At 65.9% G+C, this 23,329-nt stretch carries 19 protein-coding genes and 1 pseudogene; 4 read left to right on the top strand and 16 right to left on the bottom strand.

All coding sequences use genetic code 11. The annotated features are described in order from the left end of the window. Nucleotides 1–2 precede the first annotated feature (2 nt). The 5 genes from IDT60_RS06755 to IDT60_RS06735 form a co-directional block, all read right to left on the bottom strand. Nucleotides 3–2,915: a DNA translocase FtsK gene (locus IDT60_RS06755; protein WP_191081344.1), complete on the bottom strand. Its 2,913-nt coding sequence runs from the start codon at nucleotides 2,913–2,915 to the stop codon at nucleotides 3–5. A gap of 163 nt (nucleotides 2,916–3,078) precedes the next feature. Then, entirely contained in the window at nucleotides 3,079–4,770 is a 1,692-nt protein-coding gene (locus IDT60_RS06750; RefSeq protein ID WP_164201098.1) for a ribonuclease J, read from the bottom strand. A gap of 41 nt (nucleotides 4,771–4,811) precedes the next feature. Next, the gene (dapA, locus tag IDT60_RS06745) at nucleotides 4,812–5,720 is read right to left on the bottom strand and encodes a 4-hydroxy-tetrahydrodipicolinate synthase (RefSeq protein WP_164201100.1); all 909 of its coding nucleotides are present in this window, start codon (nucleotides 5,718–5,720) and stop codon (nucleotides 4,812–4,814) included. A gap of 86 nt (nucleotides 5,721–5,806) precedes the next feature. After that, nucleotides 5,807–6,553 (bottom strand): carbon-nitrogen hydrolase family protein, encoded by a 747-nt coding sequence (locus IDT60_RS06740; protein ID WP_191081343.1) that lies wholly within the window; start codon nucleotides 6,551–6,553, stop codon nucleotides 5,807–5,809. Between the two features lie 9 nt (nucleotides 6,554–6,562). Continuing rightward, nucleotides 6,563–6,985, bottom strand: coding sequence for a hypothetical protein (locus tag IDT60_RS06735; protein WP_223883912.1), 423 nt, complete (start codon nucleotides 6,983–6,985; stop codon nucleotides 6,563–6,565). Between the two features lie 122 nt (nucleotides 6,986–7,107). Between IDT60_RS06735 and IDT60_RS06730 the strand changes: the two genes are divergently transcribed. Further along, nucleotides 7,108–8,343 (top strand): heparan-alpha-glucosaminide N-acetyltransferase domain-containing protein, encoded by a 1,236-nt coding sequence (locus IDT60_RS06730; protein WP_164201104.1) that lies wholly within the window; start codon nucleotides 7,108–7,110, stop codon nucleotides 8,341–8,343. A 27-nt stretch (nucleotides 8,344–8,370) separates the two neighbouring features. Here the strand turns inward: IDT60_RS06730 and IDT60_RS06725 are convergent, their stop codons facing one another. The 7 genes from IDT60_RS06725 to IDT60_RS06695 all read right to left on the bottom strand — a co-directional run bounded on the left by IDT60_RS06725 (nucleotide 8,371) and on the right by IDT60_RS06695 (nucleotide 14,051). Next, nucleotides 8,371–8,853 carry a hypothetical protein gene (locus tag IDT60_RS06725; RefSeq protein WP_164201106.1) on the bottom strand — a complete coding sequence of 161 codons (483 nt, stop codon included), beginning with the start codon at nucleotides 8,851–8,853 and terminating at the stop codon, nucleotides 8,371–8,373. A 3-nt stretch (nucleotides 8,854–8,856) separates the two neighbouring features. Beyond that, nucleotides 8,857–9,627, bottom strand: a complete 771-nt coding sequence (gene dapB, locus IDT60_RS06720) for a 4-hydroxy-tetrahydrodipicolinate reductase (protein WP_164201108.1) — start codon at nucleotides 9,625–9,627, stop codon at nucleotides 8,857–8,859. Nucleotides 9,628–9,703: 76 nt separating this feature from the next. After that, a complete protein-coding gene (locus IDT60_RS06715; RefSeq protein WP_164201110.1) occupies nucleotides 9,704–10,165 on the bottom strand; it encodes a molybdenum cofactor biosynthesis protein MoaE in 462 nt (153 codons plus the stop codon). After that, the gene (locus IDT60_RS06710) at nucleotides 10,155–10,739 is read right to left on the bottom strand and encodes a MogA/MoaB family molybdenum cofactor biosynthesis protein (protein WP_223883911.1); all 585 of its coding nucleotides are present in this window, start codon (nucleotides 10,737–10,739) and stop codon (nucleotides 10,155–10,157) included. Before IDT60_RS06710 ends, IDT60_RS06715 begins: the two co-directional genes overlap by 11 nt. Beyond that, nucleotides 10,736–11,230 (bottom strand): cyclic pyranopterin monophosphate synthase MoaC, encoded by a 495-nt coding sequence (gene moaC, locus IDT60_RS06705; protein WP_191081342.1) that lies wholly within the window; start codon nucleotides 11,228–11,230, stop codon nucleotides 10,736–10,738. The genes IDT60_RS06710 and moaC overlap by 4 nt, the downstream gene beginning before the upstream one ends. Then, nucleotides 11,218–12,462, bottom strand: coding sequence for a gephyrin-like molybdotransferase Glp (gene glp, locus IDT60_RS06700; protein ID WP_191081856.1), 1,245 nt, complete (start codon nucleotides 12,460–12,462; stop codon nucleotides 11,218–11,220). Before glp ends, moaC begins: the two co-directional genes overlap by 13 nt. A gap of 23 nt (nucleotides 12,463–12,485) precedes the next feature. Further along, nucleotides 12,486–14,051 (bottom strand): molybdopterin-dependent oxidoreductase, encoded by a 1,566-nt coding sequence (locus IDT60_RS06695; protein ID WP_191081855.1) that lies wholly within the window; start codon nucleotides 14,049–14,051, stop codon nucleotides 12,486–12,488. Between the two features lie 187 nt (nucleotides 14,052–14,238). Here IDT60_RS06695 and moaA point away from each other — a divergent pair, with 187 nt between their 5' ends. Both moaA and IDT60_RS06685 read left to right on the top strand, forming a co-directional pair. Beyond that, entirely contained in the window at nucleotides 14,239–15,387 is a 1,149-nt protein-coding gene (moaA, locus tag IDT60_RS06690; RefSeq protein ID WP_191081341.1) for a GTP 3',8-cyclase MoaA, read from the top strand. 5 nt (nucleotides 15,388–15,392) lie between these two features. Beyond that, complete coding sequence (locus tag IDT60_RS06685) at nucleotides 15,393–15,659, top strand: MoaD/ThiS family protein (protein WP_191081340.1); 267 nt, start codon at nucleotides 15,393–15,395, stop codon at nucleotides 15,657–15,659. Between the two features lie 604 nt (nucleotides 15,660–16,263). On the opposite strand, the gene IDT60_RS06680 is transcribed toward IDT60_RS06685, so the two are convergent. Continuing rightward, a complete protein-coding gene (locus IDT60_RS06680) occupies nucleotides 16,264–17,511 on the bottom strand; it encodes an IS256 family transposase (RefSeq protein WP_191081774.1) in 1,248 nt (415 codons plus the stop codon). A 99-nt stretch (nucleotides 17,512–17,610) separates the two neighbouring features. Between IDT60_RS06680 and IDT60_RS06675 the strand changes: the two are divergent. Further along, a pseudogene (locus IDT60_RS06675) lies at nucleotides 17,611–18,750 on the top strand (DUF222 domain-containing protein); the annotation flags it as partial. 114 nt (nucleotides 18,751–18,864) lie between these two features. On the opposite strand, the gene IDT60_RS06670 reads toward IDT60_RS06675, so the two are convergent. The 3 genes from IDT60_RS06670 to IDT60_RS06660 all read right to left on the bottom strand — a co-directional run bounded on the left by IDT60_RS06670 (nucleotide 18,865) and on the right by IDT60_RS06660 (nucleotide 23,144). Next, on the bottom strand, nucleotides 18,865–19,326 hold the full coding sequence (locus IDT60_RS06670; RefSeq protein WP_191081339.1) for a DUF1579 family protein: 462 nt from the start codon (nucleotides 19,324–19,326) through the stop codon (nucleotides 18,865–18,867). A gap of 81 nt (nucleotides 19,327–19,407) precedes the next feature. Next, complete coding sequence (locus IDT60_RS06665) at nucleotides 19,408–20,751, bottom strand: pitrilysin family protein (RefSeq protein ID WP_191081338.1); 1,344 nt, start codon at nucleotides 20,749–20,751, stop codon at nucleotides 19,408–19,410. 125 nt (nucleotides 20,752–20,876) lie between these two features. After that, on the bottom strand, nucleotides 20,877–23,144 hold the full coding sequence (locus tag IDT60_RS06660) for a polyribonucleotide nucleotidyltransferase (RefSeq protein WP_164206321.1): 2,268 nt from the start codon (nucleotides 23,142–23,144) through the stop codon (nucleotides 20,877–20,879). Nucleotides 23,145–23,329 lie beyond the last annotated feature (185 nt).

Here is a 23,329-nt window from a genome sequence, read left to right as displayed (position 1 = left end):
GGCTACCGTCCGGTGAGTGACCAGGCGTCCTCGGATCCGTCTTCATCGTCGCCGCCTGAACTGGTGTCTGCGCCGTCGAAGTACTCGACGTTCTGGCTGCGCTGGTCCAGGTCCGCCTGCACGAGGTCCTCCGCGTAGCCGCCCTGGGCGATGTTGGCGTTGGCGTTGTCGCTGAGCGCTGCGGTCTGGGAATCCGCAACAGCCGGCGCGTCCTGGCCCTTCATGGCCGCCAGCACAGCAGCCAGGTCGTCAGGTTTCACCAGGACGTCGCGTGCCTTGGATCCCTCCGAGGGGCCCACCACTCCCCTGGATTCCAGGAGGTCCATCAGCCGGCCGGCTTTGGCGAAGCCGACGCGGAGTTTGCGCTGGAGCATCGACGTCGAACCGAACTGCGTGGTGACCACCAGTTCGGTGGCCTGTAGCAGCACCTCGAGATCGTCTCCGATGTCGTCGTCGATCTGCTTCTTCTGCGCCTCGGGGGCGACGTCGTCGCGGTAGACAGCCTTCAGCTGGCCCTTGACGTGTTCCACCACTTTATGGATTTCCGACTCGGTGACCCACGCGCCCTGAACGCGCATGGCCTTGGAGGCACCCATGGGCAGGAAGAGGGCATCACCCTGGCCGATGAGCTTCTCGGCGCCGGGCTGGTCAAGGACCACGCGGGAGTCGGTGACAGAGGACGTGGCGAAGGCCATGCGGGAGGGCACATTGGCCTTGATCAGTCCGGTGACGACGTCGACGGAGGGCCGCTGTGTCGCCAGGACAAGGTGGATGCCTGCCGCGCGGGCCAGCTGGGTGATGCGGACAATGGAGTCTTCGACGTCGCGCGGGGCCACCATCATCAGGTCGGCGAGCTCGTCAACGATCACCAGCAGGTAGGGGTAAGGCCGGACGACGCGCTTGGATCCTTCGGGCGGGATGACCTTGCCTGCCCGGACGGCCTTGTTGAAGTCATCAATGTGCTTGAACCCGTAGTTGGCCAGGTCATCGTAGCGGGCGTCCATTTCCCGGACTACCCACTGCAACGCCTCGGCGGCCTTTTTGGGGTTGGTGATGATCGGGGTGATCAGGTGCGGGACACCCTCATAGGCGGTCAGTTCCACGCGTTTGGGGTCCACCATGACCATACGGACCTCATCGGGGGTGGCCCGCATCAGGATGGAGGTGATCATGGAGTTCACAAAGGAGGACTTGCCGGCACCGGTGGCACCGGCGACGAGCAGGTGGGGCATCTTGGCGAGGTTCGCCACCACGTAGCCGCCTTCGACGTCCTTGCCGACACCCATCACCATCGGATGCTCGGTCCTCCGCGCATTTTGGCTGCGGAGGACGTCGCCGAGGGAGACCGTTTCACGGTCGGTGTTGGGGATTTCGATGCCGATAGCGGATTTACCCGGAATCGGGCTGAGGATACGCACGTCGCTGGAAGCCACCGCGTAGGAAATATTCTTGGACAGGGCAGTGACCCGCTCCACTTTGGTCCCCGATGCCAGTTCGATCTCGTAGCGCGTGACGGTGGGTCCACGGCTGAAGCCGGTGACCGTGGCGTCCACATTGAACTGCTGGAGGGTGTCGGTGAGGGCGGCGACGACGGCGTCATTGGCTTCGGTGCGTTCCTTGGGGATGGAACCGGGGGTCAGAACGTCCGACGACGGCAACGTGTAGGTGACGTCACCCGCCAGGGAGAGCTGTTCGGTCCGCTGCGGAATGGGAGTGGGCAGCGGCACCGGAGTGACCGGCTTGGCCGGAACCTGCGGAACCGCAGCAGGATTGAGCGAGCCGGCGGCCACCATGCCGGGCGTGACCAGGGGGATGGCCTCGGTGGCATTATCCGCGGGGCTGTGTCCGGCACTGCCAAGGCCTTGGGCGGCCTTGATCTTTTCGACGGCGATCTCCGCCTGCGTGGGCCGGCGCACGCCGGGAGCAGGGCGGGGGCCGCGTGCAGGCTTGGCATCCGACATGTCGTCGTCGTCATCGATCACCGCGTGCTCGAAGGCTTCGTCGCCGACATAACCTTCCAGGCCGGCGTCGGATTCTTCGTCCTTGCCGAAGAAGCGCCGCTTCTTTTTCTTCGGCGCGGCCGCTGCGCGCGTTTCCTCAAGGTAGCTGCGGTCGTGGCTGTCGCCGGCCTCGCGGGGTTCCTGCAGGTCTACGCCCATCAGATGTTCGTAGGCGGCGTGCAGCCGGCGCGGGATGGCACCGAAGGGGGTGGCTGTGATGATCAGGAGTGAGATGAAGGCCAGCAGGCCATACAGCACAACCGGCACCACGGGGTGGATGGCGGCAAGCGGGGTGGCTGCGAGGAAGCCGAGCATGCCGCCGGCCTGGCGGAGGCCGTCGAAACCTTCCGCAACGGTGGGTTGGCCGCCCAGGACGTGGGCCAGGCCGCAGCCGGCGAATGTCATGATGAGGAAGCCGATCCCCACCCTGTTGTTTCCCCGGCCGTCGTCGGGCCGCCGGAACAACCGGAAAGCGCAGACAAACAGCATCAGCGGCAACAGCAGCGACACCCAGCCGAAGGTCCCGTTGACCACGCTGTAGACAGCGTCCGGGAACCATCCCGTGAGGCCCCACCAGGCGAAGGTGGCGATAAAAACACCGAGCGCGAGGTTGAACAGGGCCGCGCCGTCGCGGCGTTCTTCCGCCGGGAGGTCACTGACGTCGGAGCCGATCCGGCGGACTCCACCGCCCACCAGGTGGCCAACTGCAAGCCATGCGCCGCCCACCACACGCAGCAGCCAGGGTTGGTGCTGTTCGACGGCGGGAAGCTGGCGGGTGCGGGCGCTGCCGCTGGAAGATCCTGCCCGTCCGCCGCTGCGGGTGGTGCCCGCACCGCGGCCTGCGGCGCTTCCCGTTTTGGCGGTGCTGGTGCCTCGGGAGCTGCCTTTGGGCGCGGGGGTAGTGCGAGTGGCCATACGTGCCACGCTACCGGAACCAGGGCGGTTTTCCGCGGATTTCCGGCCGTTCCGGGGCGTTTATCTGCCCGCCTGCACGCAGTTTCCGCAGACGCCCGGAGACACGGAAAGGCCCGGTTCCGCTAAGAAACCGGGCCTTTCCGATTCTTGAGGTCCTAAGGGGTTACGCCTCGAGGACCACGGGGATGATCATGGGCTTGCGACGCAGCTTGCGGTTCACCCAGGTGCCCACCACACGCCGCACGACCTGCTGGAGCTGGTGTGTGGTGTGGTCTGAGCGGTTGAGGACGGCTTCTTCGAGGGCAGCGTTGATCTTCGGGATGATTTCGTCGAAGACCGCATCATCCTCGGCCACACCGCGGGCGTGGATTTCCGGTCCGGAGACCACCTTGCCGGTGGTGCGGTTGATGACGGTGATGATGGAGATGAAGCCTTCATCACCGAGCGTCTGGCGGTCTTTCAGGTCTGCTTCCGTGACTTCGCCGACACTGGAGCCGTCAACGTAGACAAAGCCCACTTCAACCTGGCCCACCACGTCAGCGCGGTGGTCCCTCAGGTCAATGACGGTGCCGTTGTCGGCGAGGATAACGCTGGCCGTCGGAACGCCGGATTCAATGGCAATCTTGCCGTTGGCGATCAGGTGCCGGGTCTCGCCGTGCACCGGCATGGCGTTGAGCGGTTCAAGGATGTTGTAGCAGTACAGCAGTTCACCGGCGGCCGCATGGCCCGAGACGTGGACCTTTGCGTTGCCCTTGTGGATGACGTCGGCGCCGAGTTTGAGCAGGCCGTTGATGATGCGGAACACTGCGTTTTCGTTGCCCGGGATCAGGCTGGAGGCCAGGATGACGGTGTCACCGTCGCCCACCACCACACGGTGGTCGCCGTTGGCCATGCGGGACAGGGCTGCCATCGGCTCGCCCTGGGATCCGGTGGACATCAGGACGACGCGGTTGTCCGGCAGGTTGTCGATGTTCTTGATGTCCACCAGGAGACCCTCGGGAACATCGAGGTAGCCGAGCTTAGCGGCGATGGCCATGTTGCGGACCATGGACCGGCCGACGAATGCGACCTTGCGGTTGTGCTTTGCCGCGGCGTCCAGCACCTGCTGGACGCGGTGGACGTGCGAGGAGAAGGACGCCACGATGATGCGTTTGGTGGCCTGGCCGAAGAGCCGTTCCAGCGTGGGGCCGATTTCCTTCTCGGCTGTGGTGAAGCCAGGGACGTCAGCGTTGGTGGAGTCGGACATAAAGAGGTCGACGCCCTCTTCGCCCAGCTTGGCGAAGTGACGGAGGTCGGTGATCCGGCCGTCCAGCGGCAACTGGTCCATCTTGAAATCGCCTGTGTGCAGGACGGTGCCGCCCGCGGTGCGGATGAACACTGCCAGGGCATCGGGAATGGAGTGGTTGACCGCGACGAACTCGCATTCGAACGGGCCGAACTTTTCAACCTGGCCTTCTTCGACCGTCAGGGTGTACGGACGGATCCGGTGTTCCTGCAGCTTGGCCTCGATCAGGGCCAGTGTCAGCTGCGAGCCCACCAGGGGGATGTCCGCGCGGAGCCGCAGGAGGTAGGGAACAGCACCGATGTGGTCCTCGTGGCCGTGGGTAAGGACAACGGCCACGATGTCGTCCATCCGGTCCTCGATGTACGAGAAATCGGGCAGGATCAGGTCAACGCCGGGCTGGGTTTCCTCAGGGAAGAGGACGCCGCAGTCGACGATGAGCAGCTTGCCTTCGATTTCGAAGACAGCCATGTTGCGGCCGATCTCCCCCAGGCCGCCCAACGGAACGATCCGAAGGGTGCCTTGCGGCAGGCGTGGAGGCGTGACAAGGCCAGGAAGGGCGGTTTGGGTCATAGTGCACTACTTTCCAGGCGGAAGGGTGCCGGTCTTAGCCCTCAGGAAAAGACCAGCCCCGCTTCCGCCAAATCCTCGCGGATGGTTTCGATCTCGGCTTCGTCCGGCTCCACGAGGGGCAAACGGACAATCGAGTTGGGCAGGACTCCCTGCCATTTAAGAATTTGTTTGGCCGCAACGGCTCCCTGGACGCGGGTCATCGTTGCCCGCACCACGGGCAGCAGCTCGAAGTTGATCTTACGGGCAGTTCCGAGGTCGTTCGCGTTGATGGCGTCGATCATTTCCCGGAAGCGGCGGGTGGCAATGTGCGTTGTCACGCCCACCAGGCCGACGGCGCCCAACGACATCCAGGGCAGGGTCAGGCCGTCGTCGCCGGAGTAGAAGTGCAGGTCAGTCTCGGCCATCACGCGGCTGGCCGCCATGAAGTCAGCTTTGGCGTCCTTGACCGCAACGATGTTCGGGTGCTGGGCCAGGCGGATCATGGTCTCGGGCTCGATCGCGATGGAGGAGCGGCCCGGGATGTCATAAAGCATCACTGGAACGTCTGTCGCGGACGCGACGGTTTCGAAGTGTGCACGGAGGCCGGCCTGGCTGGGCTTGTTGTAGTACGGCGTGACGAGCAGCAGGCCGTCGACGCCGAGCGCAGCCGCCTGCTGGGACAGGCGCACCGAGTGTGCGGTGTCATTGGTTCCGGTGCCGGCGATGATGGCAGCGCGGTCCCCCACGGCCTCCTTGACGGCGCGGAACATGCCAAGGTTTTCCTCGTCGGAGAGGGTGGACGTCTCACCGGTGGTGCCGGTGACTACCAGGCCGTCGCAGCCATCGTCCACAAGCTTGGTGGCGAGTTCGGCCGCCTGCCGGTAATCCACGGCACCGTCCTTGGTGAAGGGCGTGACCATGGCGGTCAGGAGCGTACCAAGGGCAGGAATGGTGGCGGATTTGTGAGGCATGGAAAAAACGTTACCCTGTCCGCTGCCGGTTAGGACAATGCCGGAGGGGTGATAAGCGTCAAAGAGGCTCCCCCGGAGTCACAGGATCAGCGGAATTTCCGGATGGCGCTCCGCAGCAAAACTGCGGTGACCACCTCCGTGCCGGTGCCGGCCGCGCTTTTCATCGGGAGTCCGTCCGGCCCCCAGAAGCCACTGAGTCCGCAGGACTGTCCCTGTGGAGTAGCTCCGCCGAGATTTGCAAGGAGGCCGAACACCCGGTTGTCCATGGCCCGGGCACCAAGGTGCAGGGCAAGCCGGTGTTCCTCCGCCTGCGTGTAGAGCGCGGAGACGGCATAGACATCGGCCCCGGCGAGCGCCGCCTCTGTGGAGTGGGCGGGGACAGACGCATCGGCGCACATGGCCAGCGCGACCCGCCAGCCATCCACTTCGAGGAGCATGGCACGCTCACCGGCGGCGAACAGGCTCTCCTCCGGTCCGTGAAGATGGGTCTTGAAACCAAAATCAGTGGTGCCGTCCGGGTGGACGGCGAGGCCCGCCAGCCGCGGCGTGCCGTCAGCCTCGCGGTAAGCAGCCCCTGCCACGGCGGTGATCCCGGTCCGGCGGCAGATCTCGTGGAGGTCGTCCAGCCGCGGGTCATCGGGCCGAAGCCACGCGTCATCGTCAGCCAGCAGCGGCAGGTTGTAACCGGTCAGCGACAACTCCGGGAAGACCACCAGCCGGGCGCCGTGCGATTCAGCGTCCTCAATCAGCCGCACATGTTCATCGACATTTGGCATGATCCCGCCATCCAGGGCCGTGTACTGGATGGCGGACACCGTCAGGGCTTCGGTCACCCCTTCATCCTAGGGACCATGCTGCAGCCGCGCACCATGCAGGTTCGCATTCTGCGTCCCGCCCGGCTGGCAGTACCTCCCCACCGCAGCCTCCCTCAGTTCCTCGGCCCACGCCGCCAACCGCTGGGCAGCACGGACGTAGTGGAACAGCTCAATAGGCGTGAGAGCCTCAAGGTCCGTTTCGGCCAGCCGGCGTGCCAGTTCCGCTCCGGCGGGCTGCGCGGTCAGGGTGATGCCTTCGCCCTGCCACTGGACATCTTCGGCGGGCCGTCCTGTAACCAACTGGCGGAAGAGGAAGTCGACCACTCCGGGACTCATGGCCTTCATAAGTCCTGCCCGCTGCCCGGCACCGGCGCCGTCCGGCGCGGGCCGCTCCGATGCTCCTGCGGCTGGAATTTCCGGAAACTGGTGCGGCTGGAATGGGGTCTGCATGGGTTCATGCTATTCGAACATATATTCGAATACAAGGGGTTCATGCCGCAGCCGGCGCCGTCAAGGCCTTCACTGTCAGCATGACTTGGGGGCGCGGCAGGTTCGTGTGAGAACATCGCCTCATGACGTCCCGAGCCACAGCCAGACCCTCCCGGGCGCCCCGACCCTCCACCGCAACAGACCGTCTCCGCGGCATTGACGCGGCCAGGGGGCTCGCGCTCCTCGGCATGATGGCGACGCACCTCCTGCCCACGTTCGAGGCCACTGCCGATCTCACTCCCACATGGATCGGCCTGACCTTCTCCGGCCGGGCAGCAGCCCTCTTCGCCGTGTTGGCCGGTGTGGGACTTGCGCTCTCCACCGGCAAGCAGGTGCCGCTGGAAGGGACTGCGCTGAGCGCTGCCCGCCGTGGCATCGCCCTGCGCGCGCTCGTGATCGCTGCCGTCGGACTTTCACTGGGCGGACTGGAAGTGAACCTCGCGATCATCCTGGTCCACTACGCCCTGCTGTTTCTGTGCGTCCTGCCGTTCCTGGGCCTCAGGATCAAAGCGCTCTGTGCGTGGGCAGCAGGCTGGATCGTCCTTTCACCGGTGCTCGCCTACTTGCTCCGTCCCTGGCTCATGGCGTCGGAGCCGCCGCTCCACCTGGGGCATAACCCGTCCTGGGAGGATCTTTCGACGCCCTTTCCGCTGCTGGGCGACCTGTTCCTGACCGGCTACTACCCGGTGTTCCAATGGCTGGCCTATTTGTTGGTGGGCCTTGTCATAGGCCGGCTGGCGCTCACCAAGGCGATGGTTCCTGTCCTGCTGCTGACCCTAGGCACAGCCGTTGCCGCCCTTGCCAAGGCTTTGGGGACTGCCGCGATGGAGAGCTGGGGCGGCCGGGCAGCCCTGGAGCAGGTGCTGAATGCCCCCGGATACCCGCTCAGCAGCGTCCTCCAGGTCAACCTCACCGGGATCCGGCAGGAAGGCTCGTGGTGGTGGCTGGCATCCGCTGCACCGCATTCCGCCACCAGCCTGGATCTAGCCCACACCTGCGGAGTGGCAGCGGCCGTGGTGGGAGCGTGCCTGCTGCTCGGCAGGCTGGCCGACTGGGTGGACCTGGATCTGCTCTTGCCGCTGCGCGGGGCGGGCGCCATGACGCTGACCCTCTACTCGGCCCATGTCTGGGTGGTGTCCGGGTTCTACCTGAAGCCCCTGCCGGCCGGCTGGACCGAGGACGGGATGTACTTCGCGCACGCCGCCACGGCCGTCGTCGTAGGCATGGCCTTTGTGCTGCTGAAATGGCGGGGGCCGCTGGAGCTCGTTGGCCACGCTGCCAACCAGCTGGGCCGCAATGGAAGGATCAGCGGGCGGTAGCGGAAACCCCCTCCGCAGCTACGTCCCTCAGCCGGCAGGAACGTTGCCGCGGAAGAGGCGGCCGGCATCACGCATCGAGGAGCGGGCGCGCTTACGGTCGCCGGCGGCGTCGTAGGCGCAGCTCAGGCGGAACCAGGAGCGCCAGTCCTCGGGGGCGGCTTCAGCCTCGGCCTTGTACTTCTCGAACTCCTGGTCGGCTGCCGCCCGGATGATCCGGCCGGCAGGCGTGCGCGGCAGATTATCCACCGGCAAGCCGCCTTCGGCCTCCAGAATCCGGGCCATCTTCTCAGTTCGCGCCCCGAACATCAGTTCCCGGATCAGCGCCCAGGCACCGACAACCGGCAGCACCAGGTACGCGGCACCGATGGCTTGGGCCGCAAGGTTGTTGTCCGTGAGCAGCAGGATGGAGCGCTGGAAGGACACCACCAGATAGAAGACCAGCAGGAGCGTGACGGCACCTACCCAGATTTTGGTCCGGTTTTTTGTGAATGCAGCAAGCAACCCGCCCACGGCTTAGACTCCCAGGTCCAGGTAGCCGTCCAGGCCTACCGTCAGGCCCGGGTTCGCCGCCACGTTTCGGATGCCCAGCAGGACGCCGGGCATAAACGAGGCGCGGTCAAAGGAATCGTGCCGAAGCGTCAGCTGCTCCCCCGGCCCGCCGAGCAGGACTTCCTGGTGGGCAACGAGCCCGCGAAGCCTGACGCTGTGGACGCGGACTCCGTCCACGTCGCATCCCCGGGCGCCGTCGAGTTCACTGGTGGTTGCGTCAGGGCTGGCCGGGACGTGTGCAGCTGCCCGCTCGGCCGAGATGAGCTGGGCGGTGCGGACGGCAGTTCCGGAGGGCGCATCCACTTTGTCGGGGTGATGAAGTTCGATGATCTCCACGGACTCGAAGTACTTTGAAGCCTTGGCGGCGAAGGCGGAGGCAAGCACGGAGCCGAGGGCGAAGTTGGGGGCGATCAGCACGCCGGTTTCCGGGTGCTGCGCGAGGAGTGCTTCCAGGGCGGCGAGCCGGTCTGAATCCCACCCGGTGGTTCCCACCACGGCGTGCATGCCGTGCTCGACCGCATAGCGTACGTTCGCCTCGGTGCTTTCGGGAACGGTGAGGTCCACCACGAATTCGGCGTCGGCGGCGGCCAGCTTATCCAGCGAATCCCCACGTCCCAGGGCGGCAACAAGAGTCATATCGGCGGCGGCTTCGACGGCCTTGACGGCCTCGGCGCCCATGCGCCCGTTGGCGCCAAGGACAGCCACACGGCTGGGTGCGGAGTGTTGTTCGGTCATGCTGTTAACCCTACCGTCGGCCCCGGCGCCGGACGGAACCGGCGGACGTGCGTTACCTCGCGTTGGCGTGTCCGGCTCAGCCGCCGGCGCCGACCCATTCCACTGTGCCGTCGGCGAAGAACTGTTCCTTCCAGATGGGAACCTGCTCCTTGATCCGGTCCACAAGTTCCGAACATACGGCAAAGGCCTGGCCACGGTGGGCTGCAGATACCGCACATACCAGCGCGGGATCGCCAATCTCCAGCAGGCCGATGCGGTGGGCGGCCCAGATCCGCACCGGCTTCGCCCCGGGCGACCCGTCCGAATGCTCGGCAACCAGGCGTGCGACGACATCGGCCATGACCTGGTGGGCCGTCGGGTGCGCGCTGTAGCTGAGACGCTCGACTGCCTTGCCGCCGTCGTGGTTCCGCACCACCCCGCTGAAGCTCACCACGGCGCCGGCGGTGTCCGATTCGACGGCGGCGATGGCCTGTTCCACAGCGATCGGCTCGGCGCTCAGGACGGCGTGGACCACTTCAAAAACTGATTCAGTGCCCATTCCGGCCCTCCAGTTGGTCGCAAAGGTGCCCGATTACGGGATCCAGGACGGACAGCCCGTCCATGACGCCTTTCGGCGAACCGGGCAGGTTGATAATGAATGTCCGGCCGGCGGCTCCGGCATGGCCCCGGCTCAACGCGGCGAGCGGCGTTTTGAGCGCACCGGCACGCCTGATGGCCTCCATGATTCCGGGAATCTCCCGGTCCAGCAGGGGCAAGGTCACATCGGGAGTCCGGTCATCCGGGCTGAGTCCTGTCCCGCCGCTGGTGATGACGACGGCGGGGTGCTGGGTCAGGAGCGCCCGGATGGCGGCGCCCACCGGCTCGCCGTCGGGAACCACCATGGCCGGGTAGGCCTCGAAGCCGTGCTCGGTGAGCCAGTCCGTGATGACAGGGCCCGTTTCGTCCTCGTAAATTCCGGCCGCAGCCCGCGTTGAGGCGATGACAATTCCGGCCTTCCGGCCCTGTACCTCACCGTGCGTGTGTTGCTCGCGGGTGTGCGGCCCAGGCACATGCGGCTCAGACGCATGCGGCCCAGGCGGCGGCTCGGGCAGGAACGTACTGTCAGTGCTCATAGTGTCCAGTCCCCGCTCTTGCCGCCGCTTTTGGCCAGCACTTTGATGTCTGTCAGTACAGCGTGCTTGTCCACTGCCTTGATCATGTCGTAAACGCTCAGGGCAGCCACCGACGCAGCTGTCAGCGCTTCCATCTCTACACCGGTGACCCCACGGGTCTTGACCGTGGCCACGATGTCCACGGAATCGGCCGCCAGCTGGAAGTCCACGGTCACCTTCGACAGTGGCAGCGGATGGCACAGCGGGATGAGCTCCGGGGTCTTTTTGGCGGCCATGATCCCGGCGACGCGGGCTACGGCCAGGGCATCACCCTTGGGCAATCCGCCGGAGCCCAGCAGGCCCATCACTTCAGGGGTTGTCCGGACGGTGGCAGTGGCTGTGGCCTCCCGGGTGGTTTCGGCCTTGTTTGACACGTCCACCATTTGGGCGCTGCCGTCCTGGCGAAGGTGGGTCAGCGCCGGCGGGGTCTGTTCTGGATTCACAGCATCCATACTTCCACCTCATCGCCCTCGGCGAGCGCCGAGACCCCGGCCGGCACATGCACCAGGGCGTTGGAGCCGGCGAGCGCATGCATGAGGTGGGAGCTGTCGCCCCCTTCGAGGCGCACGCTGCCGTCAGCCTGGAAGGTCCCGCGGCGGACCTGGTGTTTGTGTTCGGGCGAGGTGAGGCTGTGGGCCAGCCGGGCCGGCAGGGCGGTCCGGGGAGCGGGCGAGCCGAAGAGTTCGGACAGCACCGGCCGCAGGAACATTTCGAAGGACACCAGGCAGCTCACCGGGTTCCCCGGGAAACCGAGGAACGGCACGCCGTCGAACGTCCCGATCCCCTGCGGGCCGCCCGGCTGCATCGCCACGTGGACGAACTCGGTGGCCTCGCCGTCCATGGCCTGGCGGACAACTTCATAGGCTCCCTTGCTGACCCCGCCCGTGGTGACGATCAGGTCCACGGTGCCGGCATGGCTTCGCAGCAGTGCCCGGAGTTCGTCGGGACGGTCCGAGGCGATGGCCGTGCGCACCACGCTCAGGCCCGCCTGGCGCATGGCACTTTCGAGGAGTGTTCCGTTGGAGTCGTAGATTTTTCCGGCCGGCAGCGGCTGGCCCGGTTCAACCACTTCGTCGCCAGTGGTGGCCAGGAGGACAGTCAGCGGCCGGCGAACGGTCACGTCGCCGATGCCCAAGGCAGCGAGCAACCCCAGCTGCGCCGGGCCCAGGAAGGTTCCCGCAGCCAGCGCCCGCTCCCCCGCCGCAACGTCGCTGCCGGCAGAGCGTACGAAGGTGCCCGGCGCCGTCGCGGGCAACCACACAGTACTTGCCACACCGGGGACGGGGAACCGGTCCGGGACGGCACGTTCGACGGGCACGACGGCGTCAGCACCGGCAGGAATCATCGCTCCTGTCATGATGGGGGCAGCATCGCCGCGTCCAAGCGCCGCGGGGGTGGCACCTGCCGGGACCGGATCAACCACCCTGAGCTCCGCACCGCCGTCGGGCACGTCCGCACTGTTGATGGCGAAGCCGTCCATCTGGGAGTTGGCGAACGGCGGAAGGCTCAGGGGCGCAGCAATATCATTGGCCAGGCCCTTGCCGAGTGCGTCCCTCAGCGCAACGGATTCCGCCCTGGCTTCGGTGAGCAGCGGTGCCAGCAGTCCGGCGACGGCGGCCCGGTGACTGGCAACGGACCGTGACCGGTGCGGGGCACCGCCGTGCTCGTGCGGAGAGCTGTGCATGGTCCTGCCTTCGGTGGGCGCCGTCATGGATTCACGTCAACTCTAATGGTGTGGAAGCCGGTGGCTCCGTCCGGCGCAACGGGACGGCGTTCCTCAGCCTGCGGTTTGCCACTGAGGTCTGTGGCGCGGACCTGCACCTCATACTGGCCAGGCGTCAGTTCCATGCCCAGCTGCCACTGGTACCACGTGTCAGGAGAGATCCCCGGGGCGAGGTCAGCCTGCTGCCACGGACCCCGGTTGACGCGCAGTTCGACTGTCCCGATGCCGGTGTGCTGCGACCATGCCACCCCGCCGAACATCACGGTGCCGGCGCTCACACGCCTGCCGGTGCGGGGCACATCAATCCTGGAGGCCGTCTTGATAGGGCCGCGTTCGGACCAGCCGCGCGGTGTCCAGTAGCCTTCGTCGTCGGCGAATCTGGTGACCCGCAGTTCCGTCAGCCATTTGGTCGCGGACACGTAGCCGTAGAGGCCGGGTACGATCATCCGCACCGGGAAGCCATGTTCCAGAGGCAGCGGTTCGCCGTTCATTCCCACCGCCAATATGGCATCCCTTTCGTCGGTCAGAACTCCCAGCGGCGTGCCGGCGGTCCAGCCGTCTGAGCTGCGGGAAAGGACCATGTCGGCACCGGCTTGGGGGCCCGCCAGAGCGAGCAGTTCCCGCACCGGCCAGCCGAGCCAGCGGGCATTGCCGATGAGTTCGCCGCCCACTTCGTTGGAGACACAGGCGATGGTCACGTGCCGTTCGATCAGTGGTTTGGCCAGCAGGTCGGCCAGGTTCAGGTCGATCTCCCGGTCCACCATCCCGGTCACCCGCAGCGACCACGTTTCGGGGTCGATGACCGGAACGATCAGTGCTGTGTCAATCCGGTAGAAGTCCCTGTTCGGCGTGACCAGGGGCTGCATTCCGTCCAGGGTCACCCCTGCGCCGGCCGGAATCGCGGGCGCCTTCGATGCCGGGGCGGGAAGCTGCAGTCTTTCGCGGGCAGTGCTGATGCCGGAAGCCGCACCCCGCCAGATACCGGCAACAACTCCGGCCACGGCCGTCACGCCGGCGCCCGCTGCGAGGGCCTGCAGGAAGGTGCGCCGGCCGGGATCTTGTGTTCCCTTTGGGGCCGGGTGGACCGCATCAGAGTCTTCCCGGAGCCTGCGGAGCAAATACCTCAGCAAGAGTGCGCCGGCCAGGGCCGCGAGGAGGGGAACCGGCACCGCCCCGGGTGTCAACTGCGCGCGGGTAAGAACGGCGACGAGCCCCGCGAGTCCAAAAGCAGCCACGATGGCGGTTCCGGCGTACCGCCTGCGCTGTTCCAGGATCCCGGCGACTGCACCCGCTGCTGCCACCACCAGCAGCATCCCCGCCACAAATACCGCTTTGTCCGCCGTGCCGAACAGGGCCACCGCCCAGTCCTTCACCCCCGGAGGCAGACCGTCGATCACCACCCCGCCTACAGCTGTCAGTGGCGACAGGGACGGGCTCAGCAGTCCCGCGAGCAACTCGCCGGTCACAACCGCGGCCACTGCGGAAACCGCGCCTGACGCCGCAGCCCAGCGGCGGCTGCCTTGCGCGGCATGGTGGCGACCATCGCGCATTTCCGGGCTCGCGCCGTCGTCGGCTGTTTCCGGCCGGGGCTGGGACCTGTTCACTCCTCCAGCATAGGTTCGCGGCGGCCGGGCGGCACCGCGGTTTGCCGCTTGTCGGCAGCGTTTGCGGGGACTTGGGTCCGGTGCCGGGCGACGCGGACGTGATGAGGGGCCCCGGGTGGCGTAGCCTGAATTCATGACTGTTCAGCTAGGCATGCCGCAACCCCGGGACGACGCAGGTCCGGCCCTGCCTCCTGCCCGGCCAGCCGGCACGCCGGCGGGACTCCTTGATCAGTACGGCCGCAGGGCCACCGACATGCGGCTCTCCCTGACGGACAAGTGCAACCTGCGCTGTACCTACTGCATGCCTGCCGAGGGGCTTGAGTGGCTGGCCAAGCAGGCAGTGATGAGCGCCGACGAAATCGTGCGGATTGTCCGCATCGGGGTGGATCACCTGGGGGTGCGTGAACTGCGCCTGACCGGCGGGGAGCCCCTGGTGCGGGCAGACCTGGTGGACATCATTGCCGCCCTCCGCAGCAACCATCCGGAGCTCCCCATCTCCATGACCACCAACGGTGTTGGTTTGGATAAAAAGGCCGCCGCGCTCAAGGCTGCGGGCCTGACGCGCATCAACGTTTCCCTCGATTCGCTGCACGAGGAGACCTTCACCAAGCTCACCCGCCGCCCGTTCCTGGACCGTGTGCTGGCCGGCGTGGACGCAGCGTGGGCCGCAGGTCTGGGGCCAGTGAAGCTCAACGCCGTGCTGATGCGCGGCATCAACGACGCCGAGTCGCCCTCCCTGCTCGCCTGGGCCCTGGACCGCGGCTACGAACTGCGGTTCATCGAGCAGATGCCCCTGGATGCCGACCACGGCTGGACCCGCCGGAACATGATTACGGCTGCCGAGATTCGTTCGTTGCTTTCTGTGGACTACGTCCTCAGCCCGGACCCGCGTGCCCGCGACGGCGCCCCGGCAGAACGCTTTGAAGTACGACGCCGGGTGGCTGAGACAGTGGGAACGGCCGGTTCTGATGCGGAGCGGCTGAGCGCCGAGGGGCCGGTGCTGGGCACCGTGGGGATCATCGCGTCCGTCACTGAGCCGTTCTGCGCCGATTGCCGACGCACGCGGATCACTGCGGAGGGCAAGATCATGAGCTGCCTGTTCTCGCGCGAGGAGTTTGATTTGCTGGGCCTTCTTCGCGGGGGCGCCAGCGATGAGGCACTGGCCGAACGCTGGCAGGATGCCATGTGGGTCAAGCCCAAGGCACATGGAATGGACCACACCGGTCTCGGCGCCGCGGACTTTGTCCAGCCGGACCGCAGCATGAGCGCCATCGGAGGCTGAATTTCTTGAAAGTACGTTACTTCGCTGCCGCACGCGCCGCCGCCGGGGTGGAAGAGGAAGGCTTCGACCTTCCCCCGGGGGCGACCGTGGCCGACCTTCTGGAGGCAGTTCTCGCCGTGGAACGCGCCGAGCCGCCTTCCGGTACTCCCCCCTTGCACCGGATCCTGTCCCGGAGCAGTTACCTGCTCAACGAAGTGGCTGTTCGCGACCGCAGTGCTGTGTTAAATCCAGGCGATGTTGTGGATGTGCTGCCGCCTTTCGCTGGCGGGTAGTCGCGTTTTAGTTTCTGGCGACATGATTCCCGGGAAGTTATCCACATAGGCGGTTTGCCTGGCACGTGGTTGTAACGCGTGCTGGGAAGCTTGACGTATGGATGGCACAGCGGCTTCGGAGACGGCGGAGGACCTGGCGAGGACTTTCGCTGAGCATGCCGTGCGGCTCCGTGGCGGGGACGGATCTATTGGTACGTGTGGTCCTGCGCCCGATTCTGGACCTGGTCCTGACGCTGATCATGGTCCTAGTTCCGGCTCTGGTCCTAGATCAGAGTCGAATCCGGATGCTGATCCGTTGCGGCGCCGGGCTGACGAGTGCCTGAACGCGCTGGCTACGGTCGCCCGGGCGGAAGCGATGATCGCTGCCCTGAAGGTTTATGCGGCGTCTGATTTCGCCTCCACCGTCCGGGCCATTGCGGGACCGGCGGTGTCGCCGGAAGACCACACCGCCCAGGACATGAGTATCGTGGCCGAGGTCGCCTGCGCCCTGACGGTCAGTGAACGCACGGCCGGCGGGCTGCTGGGCGAGGCCCACCGCCTCACCACCGGGGGGTGTCAAGTTTTCTGTGTAAGGGACCGGTCGGTTATCCGGTCTGCCGGGTGGTCAGATCGGAAGTCGGTTGGGGAATTGAACGGCGAAAGCGTTCAGGGCCTGGTGCCAGCCTTGGGTGCCGGTTCCGAGCTCGCCGCCGCGGGTGGTCTCGATGTTCCGGATCCCCAGGTAGACCAGCTTGATTGCGGCCTCGTCGGAGGGAAATGAGCCCCTGGTTTTGGTGATTTTTCGCAGTTGGTAGTTGATCGATTCAATCTGGTTGGTGGTGTAGATGACTTTGCGGATCTCCGGGGTGAACGCCAGGAACGGCGTGAAGTCCTCCCACGCGTTCCGCCACGCCAATACCGCCCCGGGAGCTGTGCTCTGCCAGGTCTCCGCGAAGGCCTCCATGGCCAGCTCGGCCGCCTGCACGGTCGGTGCGGTGTAGATCGGGCGCATGTCCCGGGCCATGGCTTTGCGTGCGCCGTAGGAGGCGTATTTCATGGCCGAGCGCAGCAGGTGCACCACGCAGGTTTGCACGACGGTCTGGGGGTAGATGCTGTTCACCGCTGCCGGCAGCCCGGTGAGCCCGTCGCAGCACAGGATCAGGATGTCGGTCGCTCCGCGGTTGCGGATTTCGGTGAGCACGTTGGCCCAGAACTTCGCCCCTTCGCTGGTGCCCAGCCACAGGCCCAGGACCTGCTTGCGGCCCTCCACGTCCACGCCCACGGCCACGTGGCAGGCCTTGTTCACCACCACGCCGCCGTCCCGGATTTTCAGCCAGATCGCGTCGATGTAGACGATCGGGTAGACCGATTCCAGCGGCCGGTTCTGCCACTGGGCGACCTCATCGGCGATCACGTCGGTCACCCTCGAAATCGTCGCCGCGGAGACCTTGGTCCCGTAGATCTCATCGAGATGGGAGCCGATGTCCCGGGTGCTCATCCCGCGGGCGTAGAGGGACAGGATCATGTCCTCGACCTTGCCCAGCCGGCGGGCCCGCTTGGGCACGATCACCGGCTCGAAGGAACTGTTCCGGTCCCGCGGCACGGTGACCTGCACCGGCCCCTGGAGGGTCTGAACGCTCTTGGTGGTCTTGCCGTTGCGGGAGTTGCCCGTGCCCTGCCCTGCGGGGTCCCCGGACTCGTAGCCGAGGTGGTCGCTCATCTCGGTTTCCAGGGCCCGTTCCAGGACCGCACGGGTCATCCGGGAGAGCAGTTCCTCAACTCCGTTGCGGCCCTCCCCGAGGTCCTCCGCAGCCGTGACGAGGGCATCGATCTGATCGGCGCTCAAAACGCCTTCAAGGGGGTTGGTGGTCATACTGATTTCGGCCAAGAGGGCCCGTCCTTTCAGGGGCGAAACCGCAGGTCACACCCTAGTTAGAGACCGGACCCTTACACACTCAATGAAACACCCTCCACCACCGCCCTGCCGCTGACGCTGGCGGCCCTTCAGGCCGGGAGGTTGTCGTGGCAGCATGCCCGGATCATGGTCGACGAAACAACCAACCTCGAGCCCGCCGCCGCCCATGCCCTGGAGGCGCATTTCCTGGACCCCGAGGCGCCGAACCCGGCCCGCGGCGCGGCCGGTGGGATGGTCCCGGGCCGGTTCCGGGCCAAAGCCCGGACCTGGCGGGAGCGGCATCACCCGGTCAGCATCGAACAACGCCACACCCGGAGCGTTGCGGACCGTCGGGTCGAGTACTCCCCGGACCGGGACGGGATGGCCTGGCTCTCGGCCTACCTGCCCGCCGACCAGGCAGCCGGGATCTGGAACCGCGCCACCACAGCCGCCCGCGCCCTGCAAGGCCCAACCGAGGCAAGGACTCTCACCCAGCTCCGTGCGGACAACGTCGCCGCGTGGCTGCTCGGCGGGGACAACGCCGATGACATTCCCTCACCCACAGCCCAGGTCCTGGTGACGGTGCCGGTGTTCGCACTGATGGGTCTGACCGATGAACCGGCCATCCTCGACGGGTACGGACCGATCCCGCCCTCCATGGCCCGCGCCCTCGTCGCTAATGGTGCCGAGTCGTTCCGCCGCGTCCTGACCGATCCCCGGGACGGGGCCCCGTTGGAGATCGGCCGGGAAAGCTACCGGATACCCAAGGCACTGCGCCAATGGCTCCGCCTCCGGGACGGCAAATGCCAGTTCCCCGGCTGCTCCAACCCATCCCTGGACAACGAAGCAGACCACCTGAACGCCTGGGCCCACGGCGGGAGCACCGGGATCTCAAACCTGACCCAGCTCTGCCCCAAACATCACAAGCTCAAACACGCCACACCCTGGCAACCCACCGAAGCCACCAAGGACGAACCGCCCGGCTGGATCTCACCCACCGGCCGCCGCTACCACAGCGAACAAACCGACCAGGAACCACCACACTGGCCATACGGACAAAGTGGCAACGGCCTTGAAGGCATTGAGGCCATCACTGGCAGTAAGGCAACCACTGGCAGTAAGGCAATTGAAGAGAGTGGCGCGATCAATGACAGTGAGGCGGATGATGCGCGTCCATCCATCCACCGTCCACTGGTGCCTGATGGATCACGTATATGACGGTTCACTTCCCCGACGGATCACGTGCATGATGTTCACTTTCCCAGGGGCGGGCCTACGCCGGCTGAGCTCGGCGGCCCATGGAGCTCCGAGGCAGTGTGCAAAACGCAGTGCTCACGCGCGGCGGCACGCGGAGGACATGAACGGGACAAAGCTCTGCCCGTCGCCGAGCCGCAGCTCTGCGATGTGGGTCAGGATGCCGTCGTCGACACGAAAGGTGTGGCGGGCAGTCCCCCGGTCGCTGTGGCGCTCCACGCGCAGCACACCGTCCACCCACGTGCAGCGGACGGGAGCTCCGGGCGGCTGGCCCATGCTGTCGACGTAGTACCAGAGGATGTCGTTATGGTCGGGATCGACAGTGAACACACCGTGGCCTTCAAAGTGACTGCCGTTGGCCTCAGTGTGCCGGTAGCTTTGCACTACGGCGAATCCTCCCGCGGCACGGGTAAAGCTGATTTCCGCCGAGGCTAAGCGTTCCGGGGCCCACGCCGATGCGGCAAGACGCGTGGTTCCCTGCCAATGCCCCAGGAAGTCTTCCAGCACGGCGTGCACAGTGCCCGGCTGCGGAGGGTTCATGGCTACATTATCGCCGGACAGCGCGCTCCCCGACAGAGAATGCAGCGACCTCCCCGGCAGAGAAATACTTGTCGGCCGGCGTTAGAGGCCAAACGTCTCAGATTCGTCGAAGGGGCCCACCACGGTGACAGTCCGCGGCGCGGCGGCGAGCTCCTTTGCGAGGTCCTGGACTTCCCGGGCCGTGACGGATTTGATCAGCCGGAGCGTCTCGTCGATGTCCTGGTACTCGCCGGAGACAAGCTCGGCGCGGCCCAGCCGGGACATCCGGGAACCCGTGTCCTCGAGCGCCAGAACGATGCCGCCGCAGAGCTGGCCCACAGCCTTGCGGAGCTCGTCGTCGGAGATCCCGCCTTCGGCGAGCTTGTCCAGCTCCAGCCCCAACAGGTCAAGCACCTGGCGCACCTTTGACGGTGTGCACCCGGCGTACATGCCGAAGTAGCCGGCGTCGGCGTAGGACGAGGCGAAGGAGTAGGTGGAGTACACCAGGCCCCGCTTTTCGCGGATCTCCTGGAACAGCCGCGACGACATCCCTCCACCGAGGACTGCATTGAGCACACTCATGACGTAACGGCGGTCATCCGTGGCCACGATGGTGGGACAGCCCATGATGATGTTGGCCTGCTCCACCGCACGCTTGACCACGTGCAGTCCGGCAGTGCCGGTAATGTCAGCCCGCTCGGTGGAGCGCCGCTCCACGGGCGCTGCGGAGGGCTCAAGCGACCACCCTGCAGTGTGGAGCGCGTCCACCACAAGGTTGCAGACGACGTCGTGCTCCAGACCGCCGGCGGCGGTGATGACCAGCTCGTCCGGGCGGTAGTAACGGCGGTAGTGCTCCCAGACGGAGTCGCGGGCAACGGCGCGGATGGCGGCCGGGGTGCCACCGATGGGCCGGCCCAAGGGGTGCGTACCAAGTACCGCTGCAACAAAGTTTTCATGCGCGACGTCGGTCGGGTCATCGCTGTCCATGGCGATTTCTTCCAGGATAACGTCGCGTTCCTGCTCCATTTCGGCAGGGTCCAGAACCGCACCGGTGATCATGTCCGCAATGACATCGATGGCCATGGGCAGATCGGTGTCCAGGACGCGCGCGAAGTAGCAGGTGCTTTCCTTGGCCGTGGCGGCGTTGGATTCTCCGCCCACCTCGTCGAAGGCGGAAGCGATTTCGAGCGCAGTACGGCGTTTGGTGCCCTTGAACAGGAGGTGCTCCAGGAAGTGCGTAGAGCCGTGCTGGCCAGGGGCTTCGTCGCGTGAGCCCACCCCTACCCAGAACCCGATGGTTGCCGAGCGCTGGCCCGGCATCGCCTCGGTCAATACCCGCACGCCGCCGGGCAGCACTGATCGCCGGACAACGGAGCCGCCGTCGGAGCCGTGGACCAGGGTGTCGCCGGGCTGGTTCTGCTCAAGCGGCAGGGGTACAACAGTCAATTGAAGCCTTTCGGGAGCGGCAGCCGGATCTGGCTGCCATCGTAACAGCGGCGGGGCCGGTGGATCATCCACCGGCCCCGCCGATTCATGCTGTGTGCGGGAAGATGCTACTCCGCGTGAGTGTACTACTCGGAGTCTGCAGCGCCCTCCGCGGCGGAAGCGTCAACGCTGTCGCCAGCGCCTTCCTCTTCAGCCACTACGGGGGACAGCGACAGCTTGCCGCGGTCATCAATCTTGGTGATTTCCACCTGGATCTTCTGACCGACGGATACAACGTCATCAACGTTGTCCACGCGCTTGCCGTTGGCCAGCTTGCGCAGCTCAGAGATGTGCAGCAGGCCGTCCTTGCCCGGGGTCAGGGAAATGAAGGCGCCGAAGGTGGTGGTCTTGACGACCGTACCCAGGTAACGCTCGCCGATTTCCGGAACCTGCGGGTTGGCAATGGCGTTGATGGCGGAACGTGCTGCGTCTGCAGACGGACCGTTGGTGGCGCCAATGTAGACCGTGCCGTCATCTTCGATGGAGATGTCAGCGCCGGTGTCTTCCTGGATCTGGTTGATCATCTTGCCCTTGGGCCCAATGACCTCGCCGATCTTGTCAACGGGGATCTTGACCGCGATGACGCGCGGCGCGAACTCGGAGAGCTCGTCCGGGGTGTCGATCGCGGAGTTGATGACGTCCAGGATGTGCAGGCGGGCTTCGCGGGCCTGCTTCAGTGCTGCTGCCAGCACGGATGCGGGGATGCCGTCGAGCTTGGTGTCCAGCTGGATGGCCGTGACGAACTCGGAGGTACCGGCAACCTTGAAGTCCATGTCGCCGAAAGCATCTTCGGCGCCCAGGATGTCCGTCAGGGCTGCGTAGCGGGTCTGGCCGTCGACCTGGTCGGAGACCAGGCCCATGGCGATACCTGCAACGGCTGCCTTCAGCGGCACGCCAGCGTTGAGCATGGAGAGCGTGGAGGCGCAGACGGAACCCATCGATGTCGAACCGTTGGAGCTGAGTGCCTCAGACACCTGGCGGATGGCGTACGGGAATTCCTCGCGGGACGGCAGTACGGGCACGAGCGCGCGCTCTGCCAGGGCACCGTGGCCGATTTCGCGGCGCTTGGGCGAACCCACGCGGCCGGTCTCACCGGTGGAGTACGGCGGGAAGTTGTAGTTGTGCATGTAGCGTTTGCGCGTAACGGGTGACAGCGAGTCGATCTGCTGTTCCATCTTGAGCATGTTCAGCGTGGTGACGCCCATGATCTGGGTTTCGCCGCGCTCGAAGATGGCCGAACCGTGTACGCGGGGCAGAACCTCAACCTCGGCGGTGAGCTGGCGGATGTCCGTCAGACCACGGCCGTCGATGCGGATCTGGTCCTTGAGGATGCGCTGGCGCACAACCTGCTTGGTGACCGAGCGGAATGCTGCGGACAGCTCCTTGTCGCGGCCTTCGAACTGGCCGGCCAGGGCAGCGGTGGTTTCGTCCTTCAGCGCGTCGGTAGCAACGTCGCGTTCCTGCTTGTCAGCGATCTGGAAGACGGCTGCGAGCTTCTCAGCGGCGGCGGCCTCAACAGCAGCGTAGACGTCGTCCTGGTAGTCCAGGAAGACCGGGAACTCAACGGTGGGCTTGGCAGCGCGTGCAGCCAGGTCAGACTGGGCGTCGCACAGTGCCTTGATGAACGGCTTGGCGGCCTCGAGGCCCTCGGAAACAACCTCTTCGGTGGGGGCAGTAGCGCCCTGTTCCTTGATGAGGTTCCAGGAGTTGTCGGTCGCTTCGGCTTCAACCATCATGATGGCGACGTCGTCACCGTCCGGACCGGACACAGTGCGGCCGGCCACGACCATGTTGAACACGGAGTTCTCAAGCTGGGAGTGCTTCGGGAAAGCAACCCACTGCGAGCCGTTTTCGTCGGCAACGAGGGCAACGCGGACGCCGCCGATCGGGCCGGAGAACGGGAGGCCGGAGAGCTGGGTGGACATGGAGGAGGCGTTGATGGCCACCACGTCGTAGAGCTCGTCGGGGTTGATGGCCAGGACGGTCACCACGATCTGGACCTCGTTGCGCAGGCCCTTGACGAAGGCCGGACGCAGCGGGCGGTCCATAAGGCGGCAAGCCAGGATGGCTTCGGTGGACGGGCGGCCTTCACGGCGGAAGAACGAGCCCGGGATGCGGCCGGCGGCGTACATGCGCTCTTCAACGTCAACCGTCAGCGGGAAGAAGTCGAAGCCTTCGCGCGGGTGCTTGCCTGCGGTGGTGGCGGACAGCAGCGCGGTGTCTTCGTCGATGTACACCATGGCTGCGCCGGCTGCCTGCTTGGCAAGGCGGCCGGTTTCAAAGCGGATTACACGCTTGCCAAAGCGGCCATTGTCAATGACTGCTTCTGAGAACTGGATTTCGGGACCCTCCAAGAGAGTCACCTCCGTTTCATGATTAACGGAGCCCAGCCGCATCAACCCAGGCCAGCATCTGTCTACTGGCCTGCACTGCACCCGGTCATCGATCGAGACCCACGGGCCGGGGCTTCCATCGTGGAAGCCGTTCCCGGGGATCACTACCGAGGACCGCGAATGCGTGATGCGGTTGATCCTCCTGT

It is taken from the genome of Pseudarthrobacter sp. BIM B-2242 (genome assembly GCF_014764445.1).
Lineage (GTDB): Bacteria > Actinomycetota > Actinomycetes > Actinomycetales > Micrococcaceae > Arthrobacter > Arthrobacter luteus_A.
This window is presented reverse-complemented; position numbering and strand designations above follow the sequence as displayed.

Excerpts from the sequence above, each read along its gene's own strand:
- moaA (WP_191081341.1), top strand. The coding sequence starts at position 14,239 with ATGACTGTTCAGCTAGGCATGCCGCAACCCCGGGACGACGCAGGTCCG.
- IDT60_RS06715 (WP_164201110.1), bottom strand. The coding sequence starts at position 10,165 with ATGGGCACTGAATCAGTTTTTGAAGTGGTCCACGCCGTCCTGAGCGCC.
- IDT60_RS06755 (WP_191081344.1), bottom strand. The coding sequence starts at position 2,915 with ATGGCCACTCGCACTACCCCCGCGCCCAAAGGCAGCTCCCGAGGCACC.
- glp (WP_191081856.1), bottom strand. The coding sequence starts at position 12,462 with ATGCACAGCTCTCCGCACGAGCACGGCGGTGCCCCGCACCGGTCACGG.
- IDT60_RS06695 (WP_191081855.1), bottom strand. The coding sequence starts at position 14,051 with ATGCGCGATGGTCGCCACCATGCCGCGCAAGGCAGCCGCCGCTGGGCT.
- moaC (WP_191081342.1), bottom strand. The coding sequence starts at position 11,230 with ATGGATGCTGTGAATCCAGAACAGACCCCGCCGGCGCTGACCCACCTT.
- IDT60_RS06680 (WP_191081774.1), bottom strand. The coding sequence starts at position 17,511 with ATGACCACCAACCCCCTTGAAGGCGTTTTGAGCGCCGATCAGATCGAT.
- IDT60_RS06735 (WP_223883912.1), bottom strand. The coding sequence starts at position 6,985 with ATGCAGACCCCATTCCAGCCGCACCAGTTTCCGGAAATTCCAGCCGCA.
- IDT60_RS06750 (WP_164201098.1), bottom strand. The coding sequence starts at position 4,770 with ATGACCCAAACCGCCCTTCCTGGCCTTGTCACGCCTCCACGCCTGCCG.
- IDT60_RS06710 (WP_223883911.1), bottom strand. The coding sequence starts at position 10,739 with ATGAGCACTGACAGTACGTTCCTGCCCGAGCCGCCGCCTGGGCCGCAT.
- dapB (WP_164201108.1), bottom strand. The coding sequence starts at position 9,627 with ATGACCGAACAACACTCCGCACCCAGCCGTGTGGCTGTCCTTGGCGCC.
- dapA (WP_164201100.1), bottom strand. The coding sequence starts at position 5,720 with ATGCCTCACAAATCCGCCACCATTCCTGCCCTTGGTACGCTCCTGACC.
- IDT60_RS06730 (WP_164201104.1), top strand. The coding sequence starts at position 7,108 with ATGACGTCCCGAGCCACAGCCAGACCCTCCCGGGCGCCCCGACCCTCC.
- IDT60_RS06670 (WP_191081339.1), bottom strand. The coding sequence starts at position 19,326 with ATGAACCCTCCGCAGCCGGGCACTGTGCACGCCGTGCTGGAAGACTTC.